Genomic DNA, 22,901 nt, shown 5'->3' with positions numbered 1-22,901 from the left:
TTGCCATGGAAATCGATGCCCTGTTACGTCTCTTGGCCACGCGAAATGGCTCCGATCTGTTCCTGTCTACCGGCGCGCCACCCAGCGCACGCTTCGACGGGGTATTGAAAATCCTCTCTGACCAGCCCTTCAAGCCGGGCGAGATAGCTGCAATTGCAGCGTCCATCATGGACGCCGAACAGCGTCTGGAGTTCGATCGGGAACTGGAGATGAACCTGGCAATGTCGCTACCGGGCGTCGGACGTTTCCGCGTGAACATCTTCAAACAGCGCAACGACGTGTCGATCGTGGCACGCAACATCAAGCTGGATATTCCGCGCTACGAGGACTTGCATCTGCCACCGGTGTTGCTGGAAACGGTGATGCTCAAGCAAGGACTGATGCTGTTCGTCGGCGCCACCGGCTCGGGCAAATCCACCTCACTCGCGGCCCTCATCGATTACCGCAACCGGCATGGCAGCGGCCACATTATTACCATCGAAGACCCTATCGAGTTTATTCATCGGCACAAGAAATCGATCATCAATCAGCGGGAAGTCGGCGTGGACACCCGCAGCTTCCACGCCGCTTTGAAAAACACCCTGCGCCAAGCGCCGGACGTGGTACTGATCGGTGAAATCCGTGATCGCGAAACCATGGAACACGCCCTGGCATTTGCGGATACCGGTCACCTGGTGATTTCCACGTTGCATGCGCATAACGCCCATCAGGCACTGGATCGCATCATCAATTTTTTCCCGGAAGAGCGTCATACGCAGCTGTTGCATGACCTCGGCAATAACCTCAAGGCGTTTGTTTCGCAGCGATTGGTGCGCACCCGCGACGGTCAGCGCCGGGCGGCGGTAGAGGTCATGCTGGGTACGCCGACCGTGGGCGACCTGATCCGGCGTAACGCGCTCGATGAGCTCAAAGGGATCATGGAGAAATCCGCCGAATCCGGTATGCAGACTTACGACGGTGCGCTGTTTGGCCTCGTCATAGAAGGCGCGATTACAGAGGATGAAGCACTCAAGCACGCCGATTCAGTTAATAACCTGCGGCTGCGGCTTAAGTTGCATACCGAGACAACACTCTCATCGCACTCGCCGTCGGGGGAGTGGGGATTAGTGGATTAACAAACATATATCAGCTCTACCGTTCGCGCCGAACCGAGCACTAGTGTTGATGCTTGCGTTGTAGTTACTTAAATTAATAATTTGTGCGTTGATCTTGATAATGATGTGGTTGAGTTTGGGAGGTGATAATCCATAACCAAATGAAGGCTACACAATGAAACTAGATCAACGTTTAAATCGAATGATCCTCGCCTCCGAAGATAATAACGCGTGCATGCAAGCGGATCTCGCGGAGCGCAAAAATGCAATCCACCGTATCGGTTCCAGTTTATTTGATGCATATGACGATGCAGATTTTACATGGGCTGAAAGTTATATGGTTTTGGAGGCGGAATCCTCTTTGTATAAAGTTCAGGCTCCGGCAATAGCCTTGTTTCAGGCTTTTCTGGAGTTGCCCCTGATATTATCGATATTTGCGGAGGAAAACCTGCATTCGAGAAACAGTTTTGTGAGCGCAGACGGTGGCCTGTATGTTTACAACCCTAAAGGATCAGTGGAGCTCACGGAACGCGTCAAGAGAGACCCAGAAGCCACAAGAGCTTTGCAGAACCTAGTGTCTGCCGCAAAATTTACCGGTGGCGAACTGTATTGCGCTCAGTATGCCAGTATTCCTCAATGGCTCCGTTTCCACGGGCTTGATGTGCCAGCGGATGCGGAGGGTGCCAGAAATCTTCTAAAATATCTTGAGGCGGATCTTCCCGCTGTCGATTACCTCGGTAATTACTGGGATCAAATTACCGGCCTCGACAGTACTTCCATAGTGCTGACCTCTGATGAAATGAAAAAGATTCGCCGACTTACACGGCAATTCGTACCGGCAAAAAAAAGTCTGCTGGATACATTGTATGAGGCTGCGCGGGACAATCTTCCAGATAATCCCAGTCATCATAACGCCGATGTACTTATTGCTGATCTGGTACTTGAGAGCTCATCCCAGGCTTTCGCAAAAAAATACATCGAACCTCTGCAGTGGTATGGGGTGAAAGAACATGAAGAAGTCAGCAAAGAAGAGCTGGGACAATTGCTGGTTACCGCGATATTGCTCGATCTCACTCCTTGGCAGGACGCGGGACGACATCGGGTCGGGACCTATGATATTTACGGCACCCATCTGGTAGATGCGCACCCGTTCTCATCTCGACTGGAATTGGAAGGGTACCTTGTCCAAAACGAACGGGTCTCACGGGACCTCGTACCACTTGCTTCCCACTTGTTACTTGCCCGTGTGGCGCCCGAGCTAATTGTGAAATCCATCCCGGCCGAACTAACGGTGGGCTCGGTACGTTGGGTGTTGTTTTCGCAAGCAGTGAGTTACATCGAGCTCACCTTGAAGGGCGCTGCACGTTACATGAGCTACAGCGAAATCATGGACTTCGCAGATGTAAAACCCGTCAATGAAGCGATGAAAAGTGTGCGGGCCATTGCCGCGATCGAATCGATTGTCGATTGGGCCGTGATCAACGAAGTGATTACGGCTGAGGCGGCTCTCTCGACACGCCAGCAGGCGCAGCAGAAAGCCGTTGCGGCTTACCAGGCATTCGCGAGCGAACTGGTCCAGACCGGCCAGGCGCTTTTGGCACCACTGCCCAATCGCCGTAAAATTGCATTACGAACTTTAAAGGGAGCGTTGCCCGGTTGTAATGTGCTTGAGGAGAAATTGCTCAGTCACAATACCCACAGACTCTCCAGGCCCTTCAAGATGTCAATGCTTGATTTGCACATAGAAGGGGACATGGAAGATTGGGATCGATGGGAGACGCCGGTTTTCCGCGATCTCTACCCGGCCCTGTATCACTTGCCATCAAATCAGGTCGCTTTCGAAGCCGCAGTGTCCGAGCACCACAGCAATCTGAAAGCCGCGCTAGCGACGACGATGAAGCTTGCCTTGTCAGGGCTGCCGATGCCTGATCGGGAAATTCTGAAATCCAGCAAAATAACCTTCTTTACAGTGCGTCCAGCCGGAGGCGAACTGGTAGGCACCCCGACTGGCCAAGCCGGATATTCGGGCACCAATCTCAAAACACCTCAACTTAAGGAAAGCCAACTAAGCCGAGATCAGGCAACCGGCCGCTACGGCGTCATCATGTGCGCTTCAGATAACAATGGTCGGGTGACGTGCTACGAAATGTTTACGCTGCGAGGCGAATGCCGCAAAAATATCAAACTCGGGCAGTTGATCAACGGTTCCGGGAAAATGCACTCGGCATCCAGAGTCGACTTCCACGGAGATCTGAACGAGCTGCAGCCTGCAGCTACACCGTATCACCTTCCTCTGGACATCAATGCCTACACCAAAGGTGCCAAATCCCGGAACGGTACCCTCAGTACGGTCGTGATTGAGAAGTTGGGATGCGTTGAAGCACCCTCCACAAGCTTTTCTCACGAGCGCAGTCTTTACACCAATTTCGTCAACCCGCAGTTCGGCCTCATTGCAAAGTTTATCGCGGACAACAAGTTCTTCGCCTCGATTGAAGAACTGAAATACGCAGCGACGGTGCCCACCGATCGCGAAAGAGCAAGCAACACTTTTGACGAGTGGGTCACCTTCATTGTTGATCTGATCGTGCCATTTAAAAAGTGCTCTGAAGATTTAATGTCAGGTGAAAGGAACAAAATTGTCGACGGCATCTACGGCTGCATCATGGATACGATCGGGCTGGTGTTCACTGCTCTAGGTGCGGTCTCCATGACGCTCACTACGCTGGCAAAGGTTGGTTCGGCCGCCTCAAAGGCAACGACTCTGGCACTCTACGCCGTCGAAACAGCGATTTCTGTTTTCAATCCGCTCGATGGGGTACCGACGCTCGTTTACAAAAAAATCAAATCCCTCTATCAGACTGGTTTACGTTTAAGCACGCACAGCCTTCATTTGATTGAAAAGGCTTCGTTCCATATGCGCTCACTGACCGGAGGTGCCAAATCCGTCGATTTGCTCCAGGCAGCGAACACTCGGCGCTTGAGCCAGGGTAAATGGCGACCGCATGGTAGTGATGCAGTAGCCTTTGACGTGCATGTCATTCTCAAGAACGATCAGTGGTACGCCATCAATCGGCATAACAGGCCTTGGGGCAAGCCGTTGACCAATTTCATCCCCACTCAGGAAGCATCACTGTCACGCGTACGCCGGTCGCTGCCCAATGACGTCAGTAAGCATCTGATTGAGCAGAGCCTGCCAATTGCCCGGCACAAAATCGACAACGCGCTATCGGTGCTTACAACGCCAGCCTTCACGTTCGAGACGGACCTTGCCATCGGGCTCTTTCTGGGGAGTTCTTCCAATGCTCGGGATCAATTGCTCAACAGCCTCAGAATAATCAGGGCCGACGTGCAAGGTGTTTCCGTGAGCAACGTTTTTCTGGACGGCTTCAAAGACCACGCAGGAACCATTTCGATACAGGCCGACAAGTACCAGGAATGGAAAAACGCGACTGATTCGGCGAAGAAGGATCATCAATATCTGACGATCAATCCGTACGGTCTGACAGATCGTTTTGCGCAGTCAGGGTACAACTATGGGCAAGTCGCCGATGACCTTATTCAGAGCCTGTTACGTGGTGGGCCGGGCGCGCTGGATCTGGTAAGCGCTGAAGATACACAAGGACAAGGCGCGACCGATCAGGCACTGAACGTGGCTGCCTTGCTGAACCTGGCGGCAGGAAATCACCCAGTGCCTGGCGGAGAAACGACGGCTGGTCATTACGATCATTCGCAAGCGCTGGTGAATGCTGACTCCTATGCGTTGTTGGTGGCGTTGCTCAGCCAGCGCATCACTAACGAGCAAGCGTTCAACGCCAATATGGACGTCATAAAATCAGCGATCGGCGCCAACGCGAGCGAGGCCGTTGCCGGGGCCGTAGTGGTCGACTTGAACGCGCGCTGAACCGACGGCGGTCAGTTGGAAAAACACCATCAAACGGCATAAAAAAACCCCGCGACCGAATGAAGGCGCGGGGCTAAAAATTTGGTTGGTTGCGGCCAACCAAAGGAGCTCGTTGAAACCTTACTGGGCGGCGACCGTCTCCGGTTGCCAGCCACCGCCGAGTGCTTTGTAGATCGCGACAATGCCGCGGTACAAATCAACTTCGGCCTGGGCCTGCGAATCTTCTGCGGCGAGGCGCTCGCGTTGCGCGTCGAGCAGCACGAGGAAATCGTCAGTGCCTTCGCGGTAACGAATCTGCGCCAGATTGGCGGCGGCGCGGCTTGACTCACTCTGGCGAATCAGCGAGATCAGGCGTTGCTGACGCTTGCCGTAATCGCTGAAAGCGTTTTCCGATTCTTCCAATGCCAGCAGCACTTGCTGTTCGTAGGTCGCCAGGGCGCCTTCAGCTTCGGCATCGGCGCCGCGCAACCGCGCACGCACGCTGCCCAGATCGAATGCTGCCCAGGTGATGCTCGGGCCAAGTGCCCAGGCGTTGGCCGCCGAAGAACCGATCTGCGAACCGCGCCCGGCGGTGAAGCCGAGGAAACCGCTCAAGCTCACTCGCGGGAACAAATCAGCCTTGGCCACACCGATGCGCGCGGTGGCTGCGGCCAACTGGCGTTCGGCACTGCGCACATCCGGACGTCGTTGCAGCAGTTCGCCCGGGTCACCAATCGGCAGTGCTTTAGCGATTGCCGGTAAATCTTTCGGACTGAGGTCAACGCTCAGCTTGTCCGGACGCTCACCCAACAGGGTGGCGATACGATTTTTTTGGCGAACCTGTTCGGCCTGCAGTTGCGGCACGCTGGCTTCAACGGAGGCCAGGCGGGCATCGGCACGCACCACGTCGAGCTGATCGCCGACACCGGCATCGCGCAGGCTTTCAGTGATCTTGCGCGATTCCTGCTGGTTGTTCAGGTTGGCCAGGGCGATCTTCTCGCGCAGCTGTGCACCGCGCAGTTGACCGTAGGCGTCCACCAGCTCGGCAATCATGCTGACTTGCAGCTGATACAGGTCCGCTTCAGCGGCTTGCTGTTCGGCGTCGCTGGATTCCAGGTTGCGCTGGATGCGTCCGAACAAGTCCAGTTCCCAGGCCATGTCCAGTCCCAGGTCATAGCGTTCGCTGTTAACCCGTTGCGTGGTCTGGCCCGGAATCTGACCTTTGCCCACTTCACTGCTGGCGCGACTGGTGATGGTCGGCATGGCGTCGTTGCTGGCGTCATCACGAATCGCCCGGGCGGCTTTCCAGCGCGCGAAAGCAACGCGTAAATCGCGGTTGCCTTGCAGCGATTGGGTGACCAGACGGTTGAGGGTCGGGTCTTCGAATTGCTGCCACCAGATGCCTTCGAAACGTGCGCGGTCGTAATTCTTTTGACCGGCCGCGCCGTCGGTGGCGCTGGTGATATTGGCCCGTTCGGTGGCCGGTGTCTGATAGTCCGGGCCGACGGCGCAGGCGCTCAGGGCCAGTACCAAGAGACTCGGCAGGAAGACTTTCAGGCTCATTGTTGCGCCTCCAGTTGCTTATCCAATTTGAGCGCTTTGGCAGCTTTGCGTTTTTCACCGCGCTCCACGAAGTTACGGATCAGCACGTAGAACACCGGCGTCAGCAGCAGACCGAAGAAGGTCACCCCGAGCATCCCGGAGAACACCGCCACACCCATCGCGTGACGCATTTCGGCACCGGCACCGCTGGAGAACACCAGTGGCACCACACCCATGATGAACGCAAGGGAGGTCATCAGGATGGGCCGCAGACGCAAGCGGCACGCTTCGAGCACCGCTTCCAGCGGACTCATGCCTTCATCCTGCTGTTTATCCTTGGCGAACTCGACGATCAGAATCGCGTTCTTACAGGCAAGTCCCACCAGTACGATCAATCCGATCTGGGTAAAGATGTTGTTGTCGCCTCCCCATGCAATCACACCGATGATGGCCGACAGCAACGTCATCGGCACGATCAGGATCACCGCCAATGGCAGGCTCCAGCTTTCGTACTGCGCGGCGAGTACCAGGAACGCCAGCAATACGCAGAGCGGGAACACGAACAGCGCGGTGTTACCGGACAGAATCTGCTGATAGGTCATGTCGGTCCATTCGTAGGTCATGCCGTTCGGAAGTTCTTCCGCGAGCAATTTCTCGATGGCTTTTTCGGCTTGGCCAGAGCTGTAGCCAGGGGCCGCTGCACCGTTGATTTCAGCGGTGATGAAGCCGTTGTAGTGCATCACGCGGTCCGGCCCCGAGGTGTCGCTGACCTTGATGAAGGTCGCCAACGGGATCATCTCGCCTTTGTTGTTGCGCACTTTCAGCTGACCGATCTGGTCCGGTTCAAGGCGGAACTGCTGCTCGGCCTGCACGTTGACCTGATAGGTACGACCGAAGCGGTTGAAGTCATTGGCATACAGCGAACCCAAGTAGATCTGCAGGGTGTCGAAGATGTCGCTGACGGCCACGCCGTGGGTCTTGGCTTTTTCCCGGTCGATGGCAGCATCGACCTGCGGCACGTTCACCGTGTAGCTGGTGAACAACGCGGCCAGTTCCGGCACGTTGTGGCTCTTGTTGATGATGTTCATGGTTTCTTTGTACAGCTCGTCGTAACCGAGGTTGCCCCGGTCTTCGATCTGCAGACGGAAACCGCCAATGGTGCCCAGGCCTTGTACCGGCGGCGGCGGGAAGATCGCCATGTAAGCTTCCTGAATCTCGGCGAACTGGCCGTTCAAGGCACCGGCAATCGCACCGGCGGACATGCTGGCGTCTTTACGCTCGTTGAACGGTTTGAGGGTCACAAACACGATGCCGGCGTTCGGGCTGTTGGTGAAGCCGTTGATCGACAGGCCAGGGAAGGCCACGGCACTGTCCACACCCGGCTGTTTCAGGGCCAGGTCGGACATGCGCTTGATCACGTCTTCGGTGCGGTCCAGGCTCGCGGCATCCGGCAGTTGCGCGAAGGCCACCAGGTATTGCTTGTCCTGGCCGGGTACGAAGCCGGTCGGCGTGCTGGAGAATCCGAAGAACGTCAGCACCATCAAACCGGCGTAGACGATCATGGCGATGCCGCTGCTGCGGATGACCCGGCCCACCGTCCCGACATAGCCACGGCTGGCACGTTCGAAGAAGCGGTTGAACGGACGGAACAGCCAGCCGCCCAACAGTTTGTCGAGCACTTTGGTAAAGCGGTCTTTCGGTGCGTCGTGGCTTCTGAGCAGCACGGCGGCCAGGGCAGGCGACAGTGTCAGCGAGTTGAACGCGGAGATCACGGTGGAGATGGCAATGGTCAGGGCGAACTGTTTGTAGAACTGGCCGGTGAGTCCGGAAATGAACGCCGCCGGGATAAATACCGCACACAACACCAGTGCCGTCGCGATGATCGGCCCGGTCACCTCACGCATGGCTTTCTTGGTGGCTTCGAATGGCGTCTCCCCCAGCTCGATGTGCCGTTCGACGTTCTCCACCACCACAATCGCATCGTCGACCACGATACCGATGGCCAACACCAATCCAAACAATGACAAGGCATTCAGCGAGAAGCCGAACAGGTGCATCACCGCAAACGTACCAATCAGCGAAACCGGCACCGCCACCAGCGGAATGATCGAGGCACGCCAGGTTTGCAGGAACAGAATCACCACCAGCACCACGAGGATCAGTGCTTCGAACAGCGTGTGAACCACCGCCTCGATGGAGCCGCGCACGAAGATCGTCGGGTCATAGACGATGCTGAAGTCCATGCCTTCCGGGAAGTTCTTTTTCAGCTCGGCCATCTTGCCGCGCACGTCGTTGGAGATGTCGATTGCGTTGGAGCCGGGACGCTGGAAGATCGGGATCGCCACCGCCGGTTGGTTGTTCAGCAGCGAACGCAACGCGTACTGGCTGGAACCGAGTTCAATGCGCGCGATGTCTTTGAGGCGAGTGATCTCACCGTTTTCGCCGGAGCGAATGATGATGTTCTCGAACTCTTCCTCCGAGACCAGACGACCCTGAGTGTTGACCGACAGCTGGAACGCGGTGGCATTCGGCGCAGGCGGAGCGCCCAGTGCACCGGCCGCCACTTGACGGTTCTGCTCGCGAATCGCCGTCACCACATCGGTTGCCGTCAGGTTGCGCGAAGCAGTTTTGTTCGGATCAAGCCACACCCGCAGCGAGTAGTCGCCCATCCCGAACAATTGCACATCACCGACACCGCCCAGCCGCGCCAGCTCATCCTTGATGTTGAGCAGGGCGTAGTTGGACAGGTAGAGCATGTCGTAGCGTTTGTCCGGCGAGGTCAAGTGCACAACCATGGTCAGGTCGGGCGAAGCCTTGTCGACGGTGATACCGATGCGCGTCACTTCCTCGGGAAGTTTCGGCTCGGTCCGGGTTACGCGGTTCTGCACCTGCACCTGCGCGTTATCCAGGTCGGTACCCAGCGCGAAGGTGATGGTCAGGGTGATCTTGCCGTCGGCGGTCGACTGCGAGGACATGTAGAGCATGTTCTCGACGCCGGTGATGGCCTGCTCCAGCGGAGCCGCCACGGTTTCACCGATGACTTTCGGGTTGGCGCCCGGGAAGTTCGCGCGGACCACTACGGTTGGCGGCACGACTTCCGGGTATTCGCTGATCGGCAACTGGAACAGCGAAATGGAGCCAGCGATCAGGATCAGCAGCGACAGCACCGCTGCGAAGATCGGCCGGGAAATAAAGAATTGGGAAAAATTCATCTGGTTTGTCGTCCCTTAACCGCGTGGGGTCGCGGCAGCCACTTTCACAACCGTACCCGGCGCGGCTTTGGCAGGCGCGACTTGGGGCAGGTTGCTGGCTTCCAGCGCTTGTCGTTGTTGAGCCAGCGCGGCGAGGGTTTGCTCGCTGGCCATCGGGATAACTTCAGGGGTGACCGGTGAACCAGGCCGTACGCGTTGCAGGCCCTTGACGATGACCGTGTCATCCTTGCTCAGGCCACTGCGCACGATGCGCAAGCCTTCGATTTTCGGACCCAGCTCAACGGCGCGGTACGCGGTATTGTTTTCGCCATCGAGCACCAGCACGAACTTCTTGCCCAGGTCGGTACCGACCGCTTCGTCATTGATCAGCACCGCGGAGTAAGTGCCGCTGCCGACCAGCTTCAGACGTGCATAAAGGCCCGGGGTGTAAGTGCCATCGGTGTTGTCGAAGACGGCGCGACCGCGGATGGTGCCGGTCTGCGGGTTGACCTGGTTGTCGACGAAGTTCATCACGCCCTGGTGCGGGTTGCCTTCTTCGTTCGACAGGCCCAGGTAAACCGGGGTGGTGGCGCCGCGTTTGCCTTGGCGGGCGAGGGCGGTGTATTTGAGGAAGACACGCTCATCGGCGTCGAAGTAGGCGTAGACCTTGTCGGTGGAGACGACGCTGGTCAGCGCGGTGGTGTCGGCGGTCACCAGGTTGCCGGCGGTGATCTCGGCGCGGCTGACGCGGCCACTGATCGGCGCGGTCACGCGGGTGAAGCTCAGGTTCAGTTTGGCCAGATCCAGTTGCGCTTGCAGCGCTCCGACCGCGGCGCGGGCTTCTTGGGAAGCGCTGGTGCGCGAGTCAGCCAGTTCGGCGGAAATTGCGTTGCTGGTGCGCAGGCGTTCACCGCGCTGGGCTTCGTTTTCACTGCGGGTGGCGGTGGCGCGAGCCTGAGAGACCAGGGCTTCGAGGCGGCGCACCTCTGCCTGGAACGGACGCGGGTCGATCTGGAACAGCAAGTCGCCTTTCTTGACCAATGCGCCTTCGGTGAAGGCTACGTCGTCAATCTGCCCCGAGACTCGCGGGCGGATCTGCACGGTTTCCGGTGCTTCAAGCCGTCCGGTAAATTCGTCCCACTCGTTGACGGGTTGCTCCAGTACTTTGGCCACGCTGACCTTGGCTGCAGGCGGAGCGGCAGCCGTGTCCGGTGTCTTGCCACACGCGCTCATCACCAGTACGGCCAGCAAGGCCAACGGGAAGCGCAAATGTTTAAGTGATTGTTCCATGGATGCATCCGCCAATGTATTGAGAATGGGCGGATGATGCTCGGCGAGGGGTGTATCACACGAATCGAATGGGGCGAAGGTAACTATCATTCGGAATGATACGAGGCCGAATGAAGCCCTCTAGCTTGCGCCTTTCGTTAGGCGGCTATCAATTGGTTTGAGGGTAATGCTGTGTTGCGTGCGTCGCAAGAATCAACGCACCACGGTAAGTGGCAGCAAGTCCAGATATACAAACCTGAAACCGCCGTGCAACCGGCTATATTAAATCCATTATCCGGGGTCTTAAGATCAAAAATGGGCAGGAAGACACAAAATGTTGGATTTAGACTTCGTCAAACCGGACGAGCTCGTCAAGCGCCTTTGTGCTCGCCTGCGCACAGAGCGATTGACGCTGCAATTAACCCAGGCCGACGTGGCCGGACGCGCCGGCATCGGGACCAACACCGTGTCCAACCTGGAAGCCGGGCGAAATGTCGGGTTTGAAAACGTGGTCCGCATAGCGATGGTCCTTGGACGCAGCAAAGAACTCGAACAATTGTTCATGCCGAAGCTCAATAGCCTGGACGACATTCGCCGCTATGAAACCAGCGTCAATCGTCAGCGTATAAAAAGGAAGATCACCGATGCTTGAACAGGTTGAGGTTTTCTACGTTGGCTGGGGTGAACGCTGGTTGTGGGGCACGCTGGTGAGGGCGGGGAGTTTCTGCAAACACTGTTGCTGGTGGGTGGCTCGCCTCAAGGTGCAAGGCCAAAGGCGTTAGTCTTCCGCAACCCTGAAGATGGAGCATTTACGACCGCCGCAACAGCTGCTTTTGAAGCCTGGCTGATCAAGTTTCCGGCCAAAGACGAACACCCTGAAGTCTGTGCTATCGAAATGGTCTACGCCGAGTGCTTGCGCAGGTGCGGTATCCAGACCCCGGACACGCAGCACTTCAGTCTGCCCAACGGGCTGGCTGCTTTCGCGAGTAAACGCTTTGATCGCATGGACGGTCAGCGCGTGCACATGCAAAGCCTCGCATCCTTTAGCGGAGCCGACTACAAGTCACCGGGTTCCCTGGATTACGTGAACTTCCTGCGCGCGACCCAGATGTGTACCAACGATGTGCGAGAAAAAGCGCTCGCCTTCGAGCGTGCAGTCTTCAACGTCGTTTTCAACAATCGGGACGAGCATCCAAAAAACTTTGCTTACGTCATGTCGCGTTCCGGCACATGGCATTTGGCGCCGGCCGATGATGTGACGTTCTGCGAAGGGCCCGGTGGCTATCACCAGATGGATGTGCTGGGAGAGGCTTTGGAAGTCGGTCGAGGCGCGATGCTGAGGCTCGCCGAGGAAGCTGAGGTTTCGATGGATACGGCAGCAGACATCATCAGCAGAACGTGCGAATCGGCCCGCCAGTTTTCAGCCTTGGCGCAAAGCCTGTTCCCGCAGATGATCACCGCAGACACCCTGCAGCGCATTCAACAGCGCATCAACGAGAACATTCGTTTGCTTCGGTAGAACGCCCGACTGACCACAGGCAACGCCTGATCTGGTCACTCTTGGTGAAACGAGTGATCCAGAACCAGGCGCTGACCCTGCAATTCGCGTCCCCGAGTGTTCATTCCAAATGAACGCGCACCGATAGACGCTCAGACATTTGCAACCCACGTCCCGTCATTCATTCGACGCTTGTACGCACTGTCCCGACTCGCCAACCAGAAATACAACGGCGAAGTCACCACCAGCCCCACCACCCAGGACAAATCTGCGCCGTTGATGTGTTGCGAAATCGGGCCCACATACAGCGGTGTGTTCATGAACGGAATCTGCACCGCAATCCCTACCGCATACGCCAGCAGAGCGTGCGGGTTGTAGCGGCCATAAATCCCGCCATCCACGCGGAAGATCGAGGCAATGTCGTACTTGCCCTTATGGATCGCGTAGAAGTCGATCAGGTTAATCGCCGTCCACGGCACCAGTACCACCAACAACACCAACACCATGTCGACGAAGTGGCCGATGAAGTCATTCGACGCAAATACCGCCGCAATCGCACAGGCTGCCAACACGAAAATGGAGATCACCGCACGGCTTTTGGCGGTTGGAATCCAGCGGTACGCGAAGGTCTGCACGAGCGTGATGATCGACAGCACCGCGCCATACAGGTTGAGGGCGTTGTGGCTGATTACGCTGAGCAGGAAAAGCACCAGCATCAGAGGGCCGATGGAGCCGGTGGCGAGTTTCACGGCTTCCATGGTGTCCATGCCGACCGGCGTGGCGAGGACGGCGACGGCGCCGAAGATGAACGACAGGCTGGAACCCAGCGCCGAGCCCAGGTAAGTGGTCCAGAAGGTGGACGCTACGGGCACGTCAGCCGGCAGGTAGCGGGAGTAGTCCGAAACGTAAGGGGCAAACGCGATCTGCCACAGTGCAGCCAGGGAAACAGTGGCGAGCCAGCCAGAAATGTTGAAGCCACCGCGGGTCAGGAAATCCGTGGTCTGAATGTGGGTGAAGATGTAGCCGAAACCCAGAACGATCCCGGCGCCCAATACCCAGGTGCCAATGCGGTTGAGCACATGGATGAAACGGTAGCCAATGATGCCGATGATCCCGGAGCCGATGGCGCCGATGACGATACCGACGGGCACGGGCACGCTGTCGACCACGCCGTGCAGGGATTTGCCCGCCAGCACGATATTGGAGGCAAAGAAGCCGATGTACATGACGCCGGCGATGACCACGACGAGCAAGGCGCCGAGCGAGCCGAACTGAGCGCGGCTCTGGATCATCTGCGGGATGCCCATCTGCGGGCCTTGGGCCGAGTGCAGCGCCATCAGCACACCGCCGATCAGGTGGCCGACGAGGATGGCAACGATGCCCCAGACCAGATTCAGCTGGAACAATTGCACACCCAGCGCGCCGGTGACGATCGGCAGCGGCGCGATATTGCCGCCGAACCACAGGGTGAACAGATCCCTTACCTTTCCATGGCGATCTTCCGGGGGCACGTATCCAATCGTGTGTTTTTCAATGAGCGGGGCGGAGGATGTTGCAGTGGTAACCATGACGAGCTCCAAGGCAAGGTGAGTACGTGGACGTACTTCGCTGTGCGCCGCCTGTGCGACGCTTTGTTGTTGGAACGATCATCTGCAATGGCGGCAGGGACGTAAATTAGTAAGTTTGTTGCTATAGACCTTAAAAAAAGTATCTCGCCCACGTTTTTGCTCCGGTATGTTGCATGCACTGTGAGTGCTGAAGAAAACAGCGTTTTTCTGCGCTTGTTTGGGGCGAAATCCCACGTTTACCGAGGTCCCGATGGCTGCCTACAACCTGCGCCAACTCAGATATTTTGTTACCACGGCCGAGTGCGGCAGCGTCGCCGAGGCGTCGCGCAAGCTGTATATCGCTCAGCCGTCGGTCTCAACCGCCATCAAGCAGTTAGAGGACAGCTTTGGCGTGCAGCTGTTTATCCGCCATCACGCCCAAGGTGTCTCGCTGACGCCCAGCGGCGCACGGTTCTACCGCAAAGCGCTGGAGCTGTTGCGGGTGGCCCATGAGTTCGAGCAGAACGCCCTGGCAGACAATGACGTGGTGGCGGGGCAGATCGATATCGGTTGCTTTGAAACGGTTGCGCCGCTGTACTTGCCGCGCTTGATCGCCGGCTTCAAGGCGCGTTGGCCGGGCGTGGAAATTCGCCTGCGCGACGGTGAGCAGCAGGAACTGGTGCAGGCACTGACGGCTGGCAGTATCGATGTCGCAATGCTGTTCGAACATGACTTGGGCGGCACTATCGAGACCACGCCGTTGATGCCGCCGCAGCAACCGTACGCGTTGTTGCCAGCGGATCACCGTTTTGCGCAGCAGGCCAAGGTGTCCCTGGCGGACCTTGTGCTGGAACCGATGATTCTGCTGGACGTGCTGCCCAGTCGCACGTACTTCGTGAGCATCTTTGAAGAGCGTGGGCTGACGCCAAATATCGTGTTCAGCTCGCCTTCAATCGAGATGGTGCGGGGGATGGTGGGTCGCGGGTTTGGCTTCTCGATTTTGGTGACTAAACCGTTCACGGAATATACCTACGACGGGCAGAAAGTCGTGTGCATTCCGTTGGCTGAAACGGTGACCGGCTCCGGCCTGTCTGCCGTGTGGCTGCGACGAGCGCCGCTGACTAAACCGGTGCAATTGTTTGTGGATTATTGCCGCGAAGAACTGGCGCGAATCCTTGGCTGAACCTGGAATGCAATCTGACAGACACCAGAAATCACCTGTAGGAGCCGGGCTTGCTCGCGAATGCGGCGGGCCAGTCAGCCAGCGGTGACTGACACACCGCGTTCGCGAGCAAGCCCGCTCCCACAGTGGATTTGTGTAATCAGATAACTTGGCGTATGACTCAGCCGCGTATCGACTCCAGCATCCGCAGCAGCATCGCGTCACACCCGGCCAGCTGCGCCACACTGACAAACTCATCCGGCTTATGACCCTGGTCCATGCTCCCCGGTCCGCACACTACCGTGGGGATGCCGACCGCATCGAACAAGCCACCTTCGGTGCCAAACGCCACCGTGCCAAACGCCCGCGAGCCGGCAAACGCCGCGATTAGCTCTGCCGCCTGACTGCGTTCATCCGTGACCAGGCCGGGATAGGCCGACAACTCCGTGAAGCGAATCGCACTGTGCTTGCTGACAGCTTGCATACGCGGCAATACCCGTTGCATCGCGTATGCCTGCAGCTCCTCAGCCACTTCACCCGGGTCCATTGACGGCAGCGCACGGACTTCAAAATCAAACCGGCAATCAGCCGGCACGATATTCAGCACCTTGCCGCCGTTGATCACGCCCGTCTGCACCGTGCTGAACGGCGGATCAAATCGCGCATCCTGTGTATCCCGCAGCCGTTGGCCAATCCGCCCGAGCTCGCCAATCAGCTCGGCGGCATGCTCGATGGCGTTCACGCCGTAAGGCGCGTACGCCGAATGGCACGCCTCGCCATGTACGTCGCAGCGCATCGCCAGCTTGCCCTTGTGGCCCAATACCGGCTTGAGTTCAGTGGGTTCGCCGATGATGCACAGCATGGGTTTCACCGGGCGTTGCTGCAGTGCCGCGAGTAACGAACGCACCCCCAGGCAACCGACTTCCTCGTCGTAAGACAGGGCGATGTGCACCGGCAGGCGCAAGGGTGCCTTGAGCAACTCCGGCACCAGCGCGAGCACGCAGGCGATATAACCTTTCATGTCCGCCGTGCCACGGCCAAACAGTTTGCCGTCACGCTCGGTCAGTTCGAACGGGGGCAGCGTCCAGGTTTGTCCATCCACCGGCACCACGTCGGTATGCCCCGACAGGACAATGCCCGGCAATTGCACCGGGCCGATGCTGGCAAACAGGTTGGCCTTGCTGCGTTCTTCGTTGTAAATCAACTCGCTGACCACGCCGAAACCCGCCAGGTAATCGCGCACAAATTCGATCAACTTCAGGTTGGACTCGCGGCTGGTGGTATCGAACCCCACCAGCGTCTCCAACAACTCGCGGCTGCTGCTCATCGGTCGTCTCCGGCCACGCCATAACCTGGGGAGCGGTCGGGTGCGAGGGCGCGGTCGATGTAGTCCTGCACTTGCGGGCGGTAGGCGTCCCAGAGTTTTTGCAGTTCACCGAGGGGTTGTTCTTCGGCCCAGTCCACCCGCAGGTTGATGATTGGCCAGGTCAATTCGCCCACCACCACCAGTGCGGCGGAGTGCACCGGTCCGGCTTCACCACCGGCGGCGATGGCGGCGTGCATGGCGGCCAACAGTCGATCGGCCAGTTGGCCTTCGCCTGACTCGAACGCCTTGACCATGGCCTCGATCACTGCGCGGTCTGCGAGCATGTTGCCGGCTGCCACACACTGTTCACCTGACACCGCATGGTGGGTGCCAAGGGTTTCACTGCCGCTGAAATGCACGGTGCGGCCCAGGTGATCAATCGCCGTCAGTTGCCGGTATTGGCTGTAGCCGTTACTCGTCAGCGCTTTGTCGAGGGCGTCGGCAGGGCCCAGGCCTTGCTCCAGCAGGTCGAGCACCTCCGGCCCCAAGGCTGGCAGCGTGATGTTCTGGGTCGACACCGCGCCGACACCTGGGCGCAGCCAGGGGCAGCGTGCCCCCACGGCGATGCTCGATGAGCTGATGGCGATGCCCATTTGGCCGGTGTCTGCGCAACGGGCGACGATTGAAAAGGTCATGGGTAACCTCCTTATTCCGGGATAACCGCGATCACATCGATTTCCATCAACCATTGCGGTTGACCCAGGGCCGACACCACCAGCCCGGTGGAGATCGGGAATACTCCCTTGAGCCACTTGCCGACTTCCTGGTACACCGGCTCGCGGTAGCGTGGATCGATCAGGTAGGTGGTGGTCTTGACGATGTGGCTTAGATCGCTGCCGGCTTCTTCCAGCAGTTGCTTGACGTTGCGCATGGCTTGCTCTGTCTGGGCGCGCGGGTCACCCAGGCCGATGAGGTTGCCGTCGAAATCAGTGCCCACTTGGCCGCGCACGTATACGGTGTTGCCGGTGCGCACGGCTTGGCACAGGTCATTGTCCAGGCTTTGGTTCGGGTAAGTTTCCTTAGTGTTGAACATGCGGATGCGAGTGTGAGTAGGCATCGAAAAACTCCGGCAGAAAGTGATCAGGCGTTGACAAGGGAATGGCGAGCGACCGGGGCGGCTTCGCGGTATTCAAGGTATTGGCGCTGGATGGCGATATGGTCGGCGACATACTTCGCATCGTGCCAAACGCCCCAGATAAACGATGAGCCACGGCGTGACTGCCACGGCAAACCCAGGAAGTAGATCCCGGCTTCGCTGGATACGCCGCGCTGGTGCTGCGGTTTGCCGGCGGCGTCAAATGCATCGACTTTCAACCAGCTGTAATCCACGGCAAAGCCGGTGGCCCAGATGATCGAGGTGATGCCCGCCTCGGCCAGGTCCAGCTCCAGGATCGGGTGCTTGATGCACTCCGCGTCCGGGAACACATGATGGGCTTCGGGTTCCAGGGGCAGGTCCAGGCCATTGCGTTCGACATAGGCGTCCGCTGCATCGAGCAAGGCCAGGTAGTTTTCATCGCCGCGCGCGAGGTTTTCCACGAGGTTGGGCTGGAACGTCGCGACGTTGCCATTAAAGGATTGCGTCAAACCGACCAGTGTCATGCCCTGCTGGGCCAGTTCACGGAAGTCGATGGTCTTGCCGCCCTGAGCGCCACTGACGGCGATCGTCACGTGTTCGCGACCCGGTTTCATCGCCGCCTGGTCCCATTCGCCCAGCACGCCCAGCCACCAGCAGAAATCGCGGTTGCGATAAGCGCGAGGCGGTCGGTCGTGGGCACCCACGGACAGGTACACCTGGCGACCGGAGCGCTGCAATTCGTCGGCAATCTGCACCCCGGAGGAGCCTGCACCCACCACCAGCACGCCGCCGGCCGGCAGTTGCGCGGGGTTGCGGTAGTCGGCGGAGTGGATCTGATGCAAAGAGGTGTCCTTTGGTGCAATCGCCGGGATCACCGGTTTCTGGAACGGCCCTGTTGCGGCCACCACCCGGTTGGCTTCGATCACGCCTTCGCTGGTCTGCACGGTGAAGCCTGGGCGGCCGACGTTGCGCACCACTGAGATCACGTCCACGCCGGTACGAATCGGCGCATTGAATTTGCGGGCGTACGCCTCGAAATAGTCCGCCACTCGCTCTTTTGGCGCAAAGCCATCGGCGGCGACGTCATCAAATTCCAGGCCGGGAAAACGGTCGTGCCAGGCCGGGCCGTTGGCGACCAGCGAATCCCAGCGGCCGGTGCGCCAGCGCTCGGCGATGCGGCTGCGCTCCAGCACCAGGTGCGGTACGCCTTGCTTGCTCAAATGCTCACTCATGGCCACGCCAGCCTGACCGGCTCCCACCACCAGGGTGTCTGTTTTTGTTATCGCTTCAGTCATGTGTCTGTCCTTGCGTCATGCAGTTGGATTCAGGTCTTGCATGACTTCAAGGCTAGGGGGGAGGGGGGCATTAATAAAATATTATTAAGCTGGCAAGTGAGCATAAATATCGGATGCAAGCTCACCCTATCGGGTGATTTCGAGAAATTGCCGGGTGTGGGACCATCCTTTCCATTCATTCAGTGAGTGTTTGAAGTGGAAAACGACCGGCTTTCTTCTGCGCAATGGTTCGAGCACATGGCTCATGTCACCGAAAGCATCGGGCAGGCAGGGTTCGCCGCCAGTTTGTTCGAAGCCCTTGGTTGCATCTGGCCGATTCAGGCCACGACGCTGTATTTGTATCCGCACGGCGGCATGCCCAGCGCGTTGTTCGAGCTGGACGGACCGTGGTTGCCGCAAGGTAACGTGCGCCAGTACCTGTCCGGTTTTTACCTGCTGGACCCTTTTTACGGAGCATGCGTGGAGAGAGTCAGCTCGGGGTGTTACGACCTGGCGGATGTCGCCCCCGATCACTTCGAACTCAGCGAATATTTCCAGTCGTTTTACCGGCATTCGCACCTTGAGGATGAGCTGAACTACATCCTGCAGTTGAGCAATGGCTCGAGCCTGGCGGTGTCACTCGCCTTTACGCAGAAGCTGGACGCAGCCACGACACAACAATTCAAGCGCATAGCACCCTGGGTGCTGGCCGTGCTCGGCAAACATTTTGTGGGCCTGGATGCGCAGGGTTCGCGCTTCGAAAGCCAGCTGGAGCAGCGCATCCACTCGGCGCTCAACAATTTTGGCTCCTCCATCCTCACCGAGCGCGAATGCCGGATTGCCCAACTGATCCTGCGCGGTCACTCCACCCGTTCGCTGGCCGAGCGCCTTGGCCTGTCGGAAGACACCATCAAGTCTCACCGCAAACACATCTACAGCAAGCTCGATATCGGCGCGCAATCAGAACTGTTTGCCCTGTTTATCGACTCCTTGGCCGAGGCCCAGGGCGTGCTGAGCAAAGACCCGCTTGAAAGCTACATGAACAAGTTCCGCTGAGCGCAAGACTACTAACAAGAGAGAAAAAACATGAACCTGCCATTCGAACCGAAACGCCAGACCGAGGATTATCAGAAGTCCGACGCGGCCCACCACATCCACGCGTTTATCGATCAGAAGGCGCTGAATGCCGAAGGTCCCCGGGTCATCGTCCGAGGCGAAGGCCTCTATCTGTGGGACAGTGAAGGCAAACGCTACCTGGACGGTATGTCCGGTCTGTGGTGCACCCAGCTCGGTTATGGTCGCAAGGATTTGACGGCCGCGGCTGCGGCGCAGATGGATCAGCTGGCCTACTACAACATGTTTTTTCATACCACCCATCCGGCGGTGATCGAGCTGTCCGAGCTGCTTTTCAGCCTGTTGCCAAGCCACTACAGCCACGTGATTTACACCAACTCCGGCTCCGAAGCCAACGAGGTGTTGATCCGTACCGTTCGCCGTTATTGGCAAGTGGTCGGCCAGCCGCAGAAAAAGATCATGATCGGTCGCTGGAACGGCTATCACGGCTCCACGCTGGCGGCGTCAGCGCTGGGCGGCATGAAATTCATGCACGAGATGGGTGGTTTGATTCCGGATGTCGCGCACATCGATGAGCCTTACTGGTACGCCCAGGGCGGCGAGCTGACCCCGGCTGAGTTCGGTCGTCGCTGTGCGCTGCAGCTGGAAGAAAAAATTCTGGAGCTGGGCGCTGAAAACGTTGCGGGCTTCGTCGCTGAGCCTTTCCAGGGTGCGGGCGGCATGATCTTCCCGCCGGAAAGCTACTGGCCCGAAATCCAGCGGATCTGCCGCCAGTACGATGTGCTGTTGTGCGCCGATGAAGTGATCGGTGGCTTTGGTCGCACAGGCGAGTGGTTTGCCCACGAGTACTTCGGTTTCGAGCCGGACACCCTATCGATCGCCAAAGGCCTGACCTCCGGCTACGTTCCCATGGGCGGGCTGGTGCTGGGCAAGCGCATCGCGGAGGCGCTGGTGGAGCGGGGCGGTGTGTTTGCCCACGGCTTAACCTACTCCGGGCACCCGGTCGCAGCGGCGGTGGCGGTGGCAAACCTCAAGGCGCTGCGTGATGAAGGCATCGTGCGCAGGGTGAAGGAGGACACCGGGCCGTACTTGCAACAGATCCTGCGTGATGTGTTCGGCAACCACCCGATGATCGGCGAGATCCAGGGCACGGGCCTGCTCGCCGCCTTGCAATTTGCCGAGGACAAGAGCACACGCAAACGCTTCGACGATGAGAACAGCCTGGCCTGGCAATGCCGCACTTTTGGTTTTGAAGAGGGGGTGATCATCCGTTCGACACTGGGCCGCATGATCATGGCGCCGGCACTCGTGGCCACGCGCGCGGAGCTGGATGAGCTGGTCGAAAAAACCCTTAACGCGGTAAACCGCACCGCGCGAATCGCGGGAAAGCTCTGAAGTGAGCCGTTCGCCACTCCTGCATGGGGTGGTGATCGACATCGTTACATCGCCCTGCGGGCAGACATTTTTTCTGCGAATGAATCACTAACGGCATCGAGCTCATCGGATGCCGCGGCGCCCTGCATTCACATTTCCAGGAGTCAGCAATGAATACAATAACAAACACAGCCGACACTCCCTCTCATCACGCTCCCTCCAAAGCGACGTCGTCGCGCCGGTTTCGACAGCCATTAGGGCTGGTCGGGCTGGTGCTCTTCGGCCTGGCGTACATGGTCCCGCTGGCGGTGTTCACCACCTATGGCCTGGTGACCGAGATGACCAAGGGTCACTTGCCCACCGCCTACCTGTTGACCCTCGCCGCCATGCTGCTGACCGCTTACAGCTATGGGCGCATGGTTCAGGCGCATCCTTACTCAGGATCGGTTTACACCTACACGCGCAAGGCCTTTGGTGCCTACTTCGGCTTCATCGCCGGGTGGACCTTGCTGCTCGACTACATTTTCTTGCCGCTGCTCAGCTATCTGCTGATCGGCATCTACATGTCCGAATACTTCCCGGCAGTGCCGACTGCCGTATGGGTGCTCGGCTCAATAGCCCTCGTCACAATTCTCAACCTCGTTGGAATCGAGTCGATCACCCGGGTCAACTGGATACTTGTTGTTGCCCAGTTGGTCTTCATTGTGGTGTTCGTCGCGTTATCGGTGCACAACCTGAGTGGGCAGTCCGCACCGGTGTCGCTGCTCGCACCTTTCCATCATGAAGGCTTCAGCGTGCCGTTGATCATGACCGGTGCAGCGGTGCTCTGCCTGTCCTTCCTGGGCTTCGATGCCGTGTCGACCATGGCCGAAGAGACGCCCAACCCGCGACAGACCATTCCGCTCGCGATCATGGTGGTGTCGTTGTTCGGCGGCCTGCTGTTTCTCGTCGTGTCCTATTTCGCTCAAATGGTTTTCCCCGAATGGAACAGCTTTGCCGACCCCGATTCCGCGTCGGTGGACGTGATGCGTCGCGTCGGTGGCGAACTGCTGGTGACGGCGTTCACCGCGACCTATGTGGCAGGCTGTTTCGCCTCGGCAATGGTCTCCCAGGCCAGTGTGTCGCGCGTGCTGTTTGCGATGGGTCGAGACGGCGCACTGCCTCGAGTGTTCGGCAAACTGGTCTCAAAAAAACGCGTGCCGGCCACGGCGATCATGCTGGTCAGCCTGTTTTCGCTGATCGCCCTGTTCATCACCCTGGACACCGTGGCCAACATGATCAGTTTCGGCGCGCTCTTCGCCTTTTCGGCGGTGAACCTGGCGGTGATCAAGCATTACCTGATCGACCAGCAGTTGCGGGGTGCCCGTAACTATTGGCTGTACGCGGCGCTGCCTGGGCTGGGCTTTCTCAGCACCGTCTGGCTGTGGACGAGCCTGTCCAGTATGTCGTTCACGATTGGTCTGTGCTGGATGGCCGCCGGGCTCGTTTGCCTGCTGGGTATCACGCGCGGGTTTCAGGTGAAGATGCCTGATTTGCAAATGGCGGAATAACAAAA

General features: G+C 58.4%; 15 protein-coding genes and 1 pseudogene. 8 read left to right on the top strand and 8 right to left on the bottom strand.

The window, feature by feature from the left end:
• Nucleotides 1-5 precede the first annotated feature (5 nt).
• Entirely contained in the window at nucleotides 6-1,115 is a 1,110-nt protein-coding gene (locus ACYZTS_RS20675; RefSeq protein ID WP_461991719.1) for a PilT/PilU family type 4a pilus ATPase, read from the top strand.
• A gap of 154 nt (nucleotides 1,116-1,269) precedes the next feature.
• Nucleotides 1,270-4,995, top strand: coding sequence for a hypothetical protein (locus ACYZTS_RS20670; protein WP_461991717.1), 3,726 nt, complete (start codon nucleotides 1,270-1,272; stop codon nucleotides 4,993-4,995).
• A gap of 120 nt (nucleotides 4,996-5,115) precedes the next feature.
• Here ACYZTS_RS20670 and ACYZTS_RS20665 read toward each other — a convergent pair whose 3' ends face one another.
• Genes ACYZTS_RS20665 through mexE form a run of 3 tightly spaced genes read right to left on the bottom strand, consistent with a single transcriptional unit; the run spans nucleotide 5,116 to nucleotide 10,997 of the window.
• Nucleotides 5,116-6,537, bottom strand: coding sequence for an efflux transporter outer membrane subunit (locus ACYZTS_RS20665; protein ID WP_461991715.1), 1,422 nt, complete (start codon nucleotides 6,535-6,537; stop codon nucleotides 5,116-5,118).
• Complete coding sequence (locus ACYZTS_RS20660; protein WP_461991713.1) at nucleotides 6,534-9,728, bottom strand: efflux RND transporter permease subunit; 3,195 nt, start codon at nucleotides 9,726-9,728, stop codon at nucleotides 6,534-6,536. The genes ACYZTS_RS20665 and ACYZTS_RS20660 overlap by 4 nt, the downstream gene beginning before the upstream one ends.
• A gap of 15 nt (nucleotides 9,729-9,743) precedes the next feature.
• Nucleotides 9,744-10,997: a multidrug efflux RND transporter periplasmic adaptor subunit MexE gene (gene mexE, locus ACYZTS_RS20655; protein WP_028622773.1), complete on the bottom strand. Its 1,254-nt coding sequence runs from the start codon at nucleotides 10,995-10,997 to the stop codon at nucleotides 9,744-9,746.
• A 313-nt stretch (nucleotides 10,998-11,310) separates the two neighbouring features.
• Here mexE and ACYZTS_RS20650 point away from each other — a divergent pair, with 313 nt between their 5' ends.
• Together ACYZTS_RS20650 and ACYZTS_RS20645 are read left to right on the top strand one after the other, a co-directional pair.
• Nucleotides 11,311-11,628 carry a helix-turn-helix domain-containing protein gene (locus ACYZTS_RS20650; RefSeq protein ID WP_461991711.1) on the top strand — a complete coding sequence of 106 codons (318 nt, stop codon included), beginning with the start codon at nucleotides 11,311-11,313 and terminating at the stop codon, nucleotides 11,626-11,628.
• A 54-nt stretch (nucleotides 11,629-11,682) separates the two neighbouring features.
• Nucleotides 11,683-12,495: pseudogene (locus ACYZTS_RS20645) on the top strand (type II toxin-antitoxin system HipA family toxin); the annotation flags it as partial.
• A 131-nt stretch (nucleotides 12,496-12,626) separates the two neighbouring features.
• Here ACYZTS_RS20645 and ACYZTS_RS20640 read toward each other — a convergent pair.
• Nucleotides 12,627-14,042 carry a purine-cytosine permease family protein gene (locus ACYZTS_RS20640; RefSeq protein WP_461991709.1) on the bottom strand — a complete coding sequence of 472 codons (1,416 nt, stop codon included), beginning with the start codon at nucleotides 14,040-14,042 and terminating at the stop codon, nucleotides 12,627-12,629.
• A gap of 250 nt (nucleotides 14,043-14,292) precedes the next feature.
• Between ACYZTS_RS20640 and ACYZTS_RS20635 the strand changes: the two genes are divergently transcribed.
• Complete coding sequence (locus ACYZTS_RS20635) at nucleotides 14,293-15,204, top strand: LysR substrate-binding domain-containing protein (RefSeq protein WP_461991707.1); 912 nt, start codon at nucleotides 14,293-14,295, stop codon at nucleotides 15,202-15,204.
• A 160-nt stretch (nucleotides 15,205-15,364) separates the two neighbouring features.
• Here ACYZTS_RS20635 and argE read toward each other — a convergent pair whose 3' ends face one another.
• From argE to ACYZTS_RS20615, 4 genes are read right to left on the bottom strand one after another with little or no spacing between them, the layout of a single operon-like run.
• Nucleotides 15,365-16,510 (bottom strand): acetylornithine deacetylase, encoded by a 1,146-nt coding sequence (gene argE, locus ACYZTS_RS20630; RefSeq protein WP_461991705.1) that lies wholly within the window; start codon nucleotides 16,508-16,510, stop codon nucleotides 15,365-15,367.
• The gene (locus ACYZTS_RS20625; RefSeq protein ID WP_461991704.1) at nucleotides 16,507-17,184 is read right to left on the bottom strand and encodes a DUF1028 domain-containing protein; all 678 of its coding nucleotides are present in this window, start codon (nucleotides 17,182-17,184) and stop codon (nucleotides 16,507-16,509) included. The genes argE and ACYZTS_RS20625 overlap by 4 nt, the downstream gene beginning before the upstream one ends.
• A gap of 11 nt (nucleotides 17,185-17,195) precedes the next feature.
• Complete coding sequence (locus tag ACYZTS_RS20620; RefSeq protein WP_461991702.1) at nucleotides 17,196-17,606, bottom strand: RidA family protein; 411 nt, start codon at nucleotides 17,604-17,606, stop codon at nucleotides 17,196-17,198.
• Between the two features lie 23 nt (nucleotides 17,607-17,629).
• On the bottom strand, nucleotides 17,630-18,919 hold the full coding sequence (locus tag ACYZTS_RS20615; protein ID WP_461991700.1) for a flavin-containing monooxygenase: 1,290 nt from the start codon (nucleotides 18,917-18,919) through the stop codon (nucleotides 17,630-17,632).
• Between the two features lie 237 nt (nucleotides 18,920-19,156).
• Here ACYZTS_RS20615 and ACYZTS_RS20610 point away from each other — a divergent pair, with 237 nt between their 5' ends.
• From ACYZTS_RS20610 to ACYZTS_RS20600, 3 genes are all read left to right on the top strand, one after another.
• Complete coding sequence (locus ACYZTS_RS20610; RefSeq protein WP_461991698.1) at nucleotides 19,157-19,954, top strand: helix-turn-helix transcriptional regulator; 798 nt, start codon at nucleotides 19,157-19,159, stop codon at nucleotides 19,952-19,954.
• Between the two features lie 30 nt (nucleotides 19,955-19,984).
• Nucleotides 19,985-21,367 (top strand): aspartate aminotransferase family protein, encoded by a 1,383-nt coding sequence (locus ACYZTS_RS20605; protein WP_461991696.1) that lies wholly within the window; start codon nucleotides 19,985-19,987, stop codon nucleotides 21,365-21,367.
• Nucleotides 21,368-21,516: 149 nt separating this feature from the next.
• On the top strand, nucleotides 21,517-22,896 hold the full coding sequence (locus ACYZTS_RS20600) for an APC family permease (protein WP_461991694.1): 1,380 nt from the start codon (nucleotides 21,517-21,519) through the stop codon (nucleotides 22,894-22,896).
• The last annotated feature ends 5 nt before the right edge of the window (nucleotides 22,897-22,901 follow it).

Source organism: Pseudomonas sp. TMB3-21 (assembly GCF_054898145.1).
This window is presented reverse-complemented; position numbering and strand designations above follow the sequence as displayed.

Excerpts from the sequence above, each read along its gene's own strand:
- ACYZTS_RS20650 (WP_461991711.1), top strand. The coding sequence starts at position 11,311 with ATGTTGGATTTAGACTTCGTCAAACCGGACGAGCTCGTCAAGCGCCTT.
- ACYZTS_RS20610 (WP_461991698.1), top strand. The coding sequence starts at position 19,157 with ATGGCTCATGTCACCGAAAGCATCGGGCAGGCAGGGTTCGCCGCCAGT.
- ACYZTS_RS20640 (WP_461991709.1), bottom strand. The coding sequence starts at position 14,042 with ATGGTTACCACTGCAACATCCTCCGCCCCGCTCATTGAAAAACACACG.
- ACYZTS_RS20635 (WP_461991707.1), top strand. The coding sequence starts at position 14,293 with ATGGCTGCCTACAACCTGCGCCAACTCAGATATTTTGTTACCACGGCC.
- ACYZTS_RS20660 (WP_461991713.1), bottom strand. The coding sequence starts at position 9,728 with ATGAATTTTTCCCAATTCTTTATTTCCCGGCCGATCTTCGCAGCGGTG.
- ACYZTS_RS20620 (WP_461991702.1), bottom strand. The coding sequence starts at position 17,606 with ATGCCTACTCACACTCGCATCCGCATGTTCAACACTAAGGAAACTTAC.
- ACYZTS_RS20670 (WP_461991717.1), top strand. The coding sequence starts at position 1,270 with ATGAAACTAGATCAACGTTTAAATCGAATGATCCTCGCCTCCGAAGAT.
- ACYZTS_RS20615 (WP_461991700.1), bottom strand. The coding sequence starts at position 18,919 with ATGACTGAAGCGATAACAAAAACAGACACCCTGGTGGTGGGAGCCGGT.
- ACYZTS_RS20605 (WP_461991696.1), top strand. The coding sequence starts at position 19,985 with ATGAACCTGCCATTCGAACCGAAACGCCAGACCGAGGATTATCAGAAG.
- ACYZTS_RS20625 (WP_461991704.1), bottom strand. The coding sequence starts at position 17,184 with ATGACCTTTTCAATCGTCGCCCGTTGCGCAGACACCGGCCAAATGGGC.
- ACYZTS_RS20665 (WP_461991715.1), bottom strand. The coding sequence starts at position 6,537 with ATGAGCCTGAAAGTCTTCCTGCCGAGTCTCTTGGTACTGGCCCTGAGC.
- ACYZTS_RS20600 (WP_461991694.1), top strand. The coding sequence starts at position 21,517 with ATGAATACAATAACAAACACAGCCGACACTCCCTCTCATCACGCTCCC.
- argE (WP_461991705.1), bottom strand. The coding sequence starts at position 16,510 with ATGAGCAGCAGCCGCGAGTTGTTGGAGACGCTGGTGGGGTTCGATACC.
- ACYZTS_RS20675 (WP_461991719.1), top strand. The coding sequence starts at position 6 with ATGGAAATCGATGCCCTGTTACGTCTCTTGGCCACGCGAAATGGCTCC.
- mexE (WP_028622773.1), bottom strand. The coding sequence starts at position 10,997 with ATGGAACAATCACTTAAACATTTGCGCTTCCCGTTGGCCTTGCTGGCC.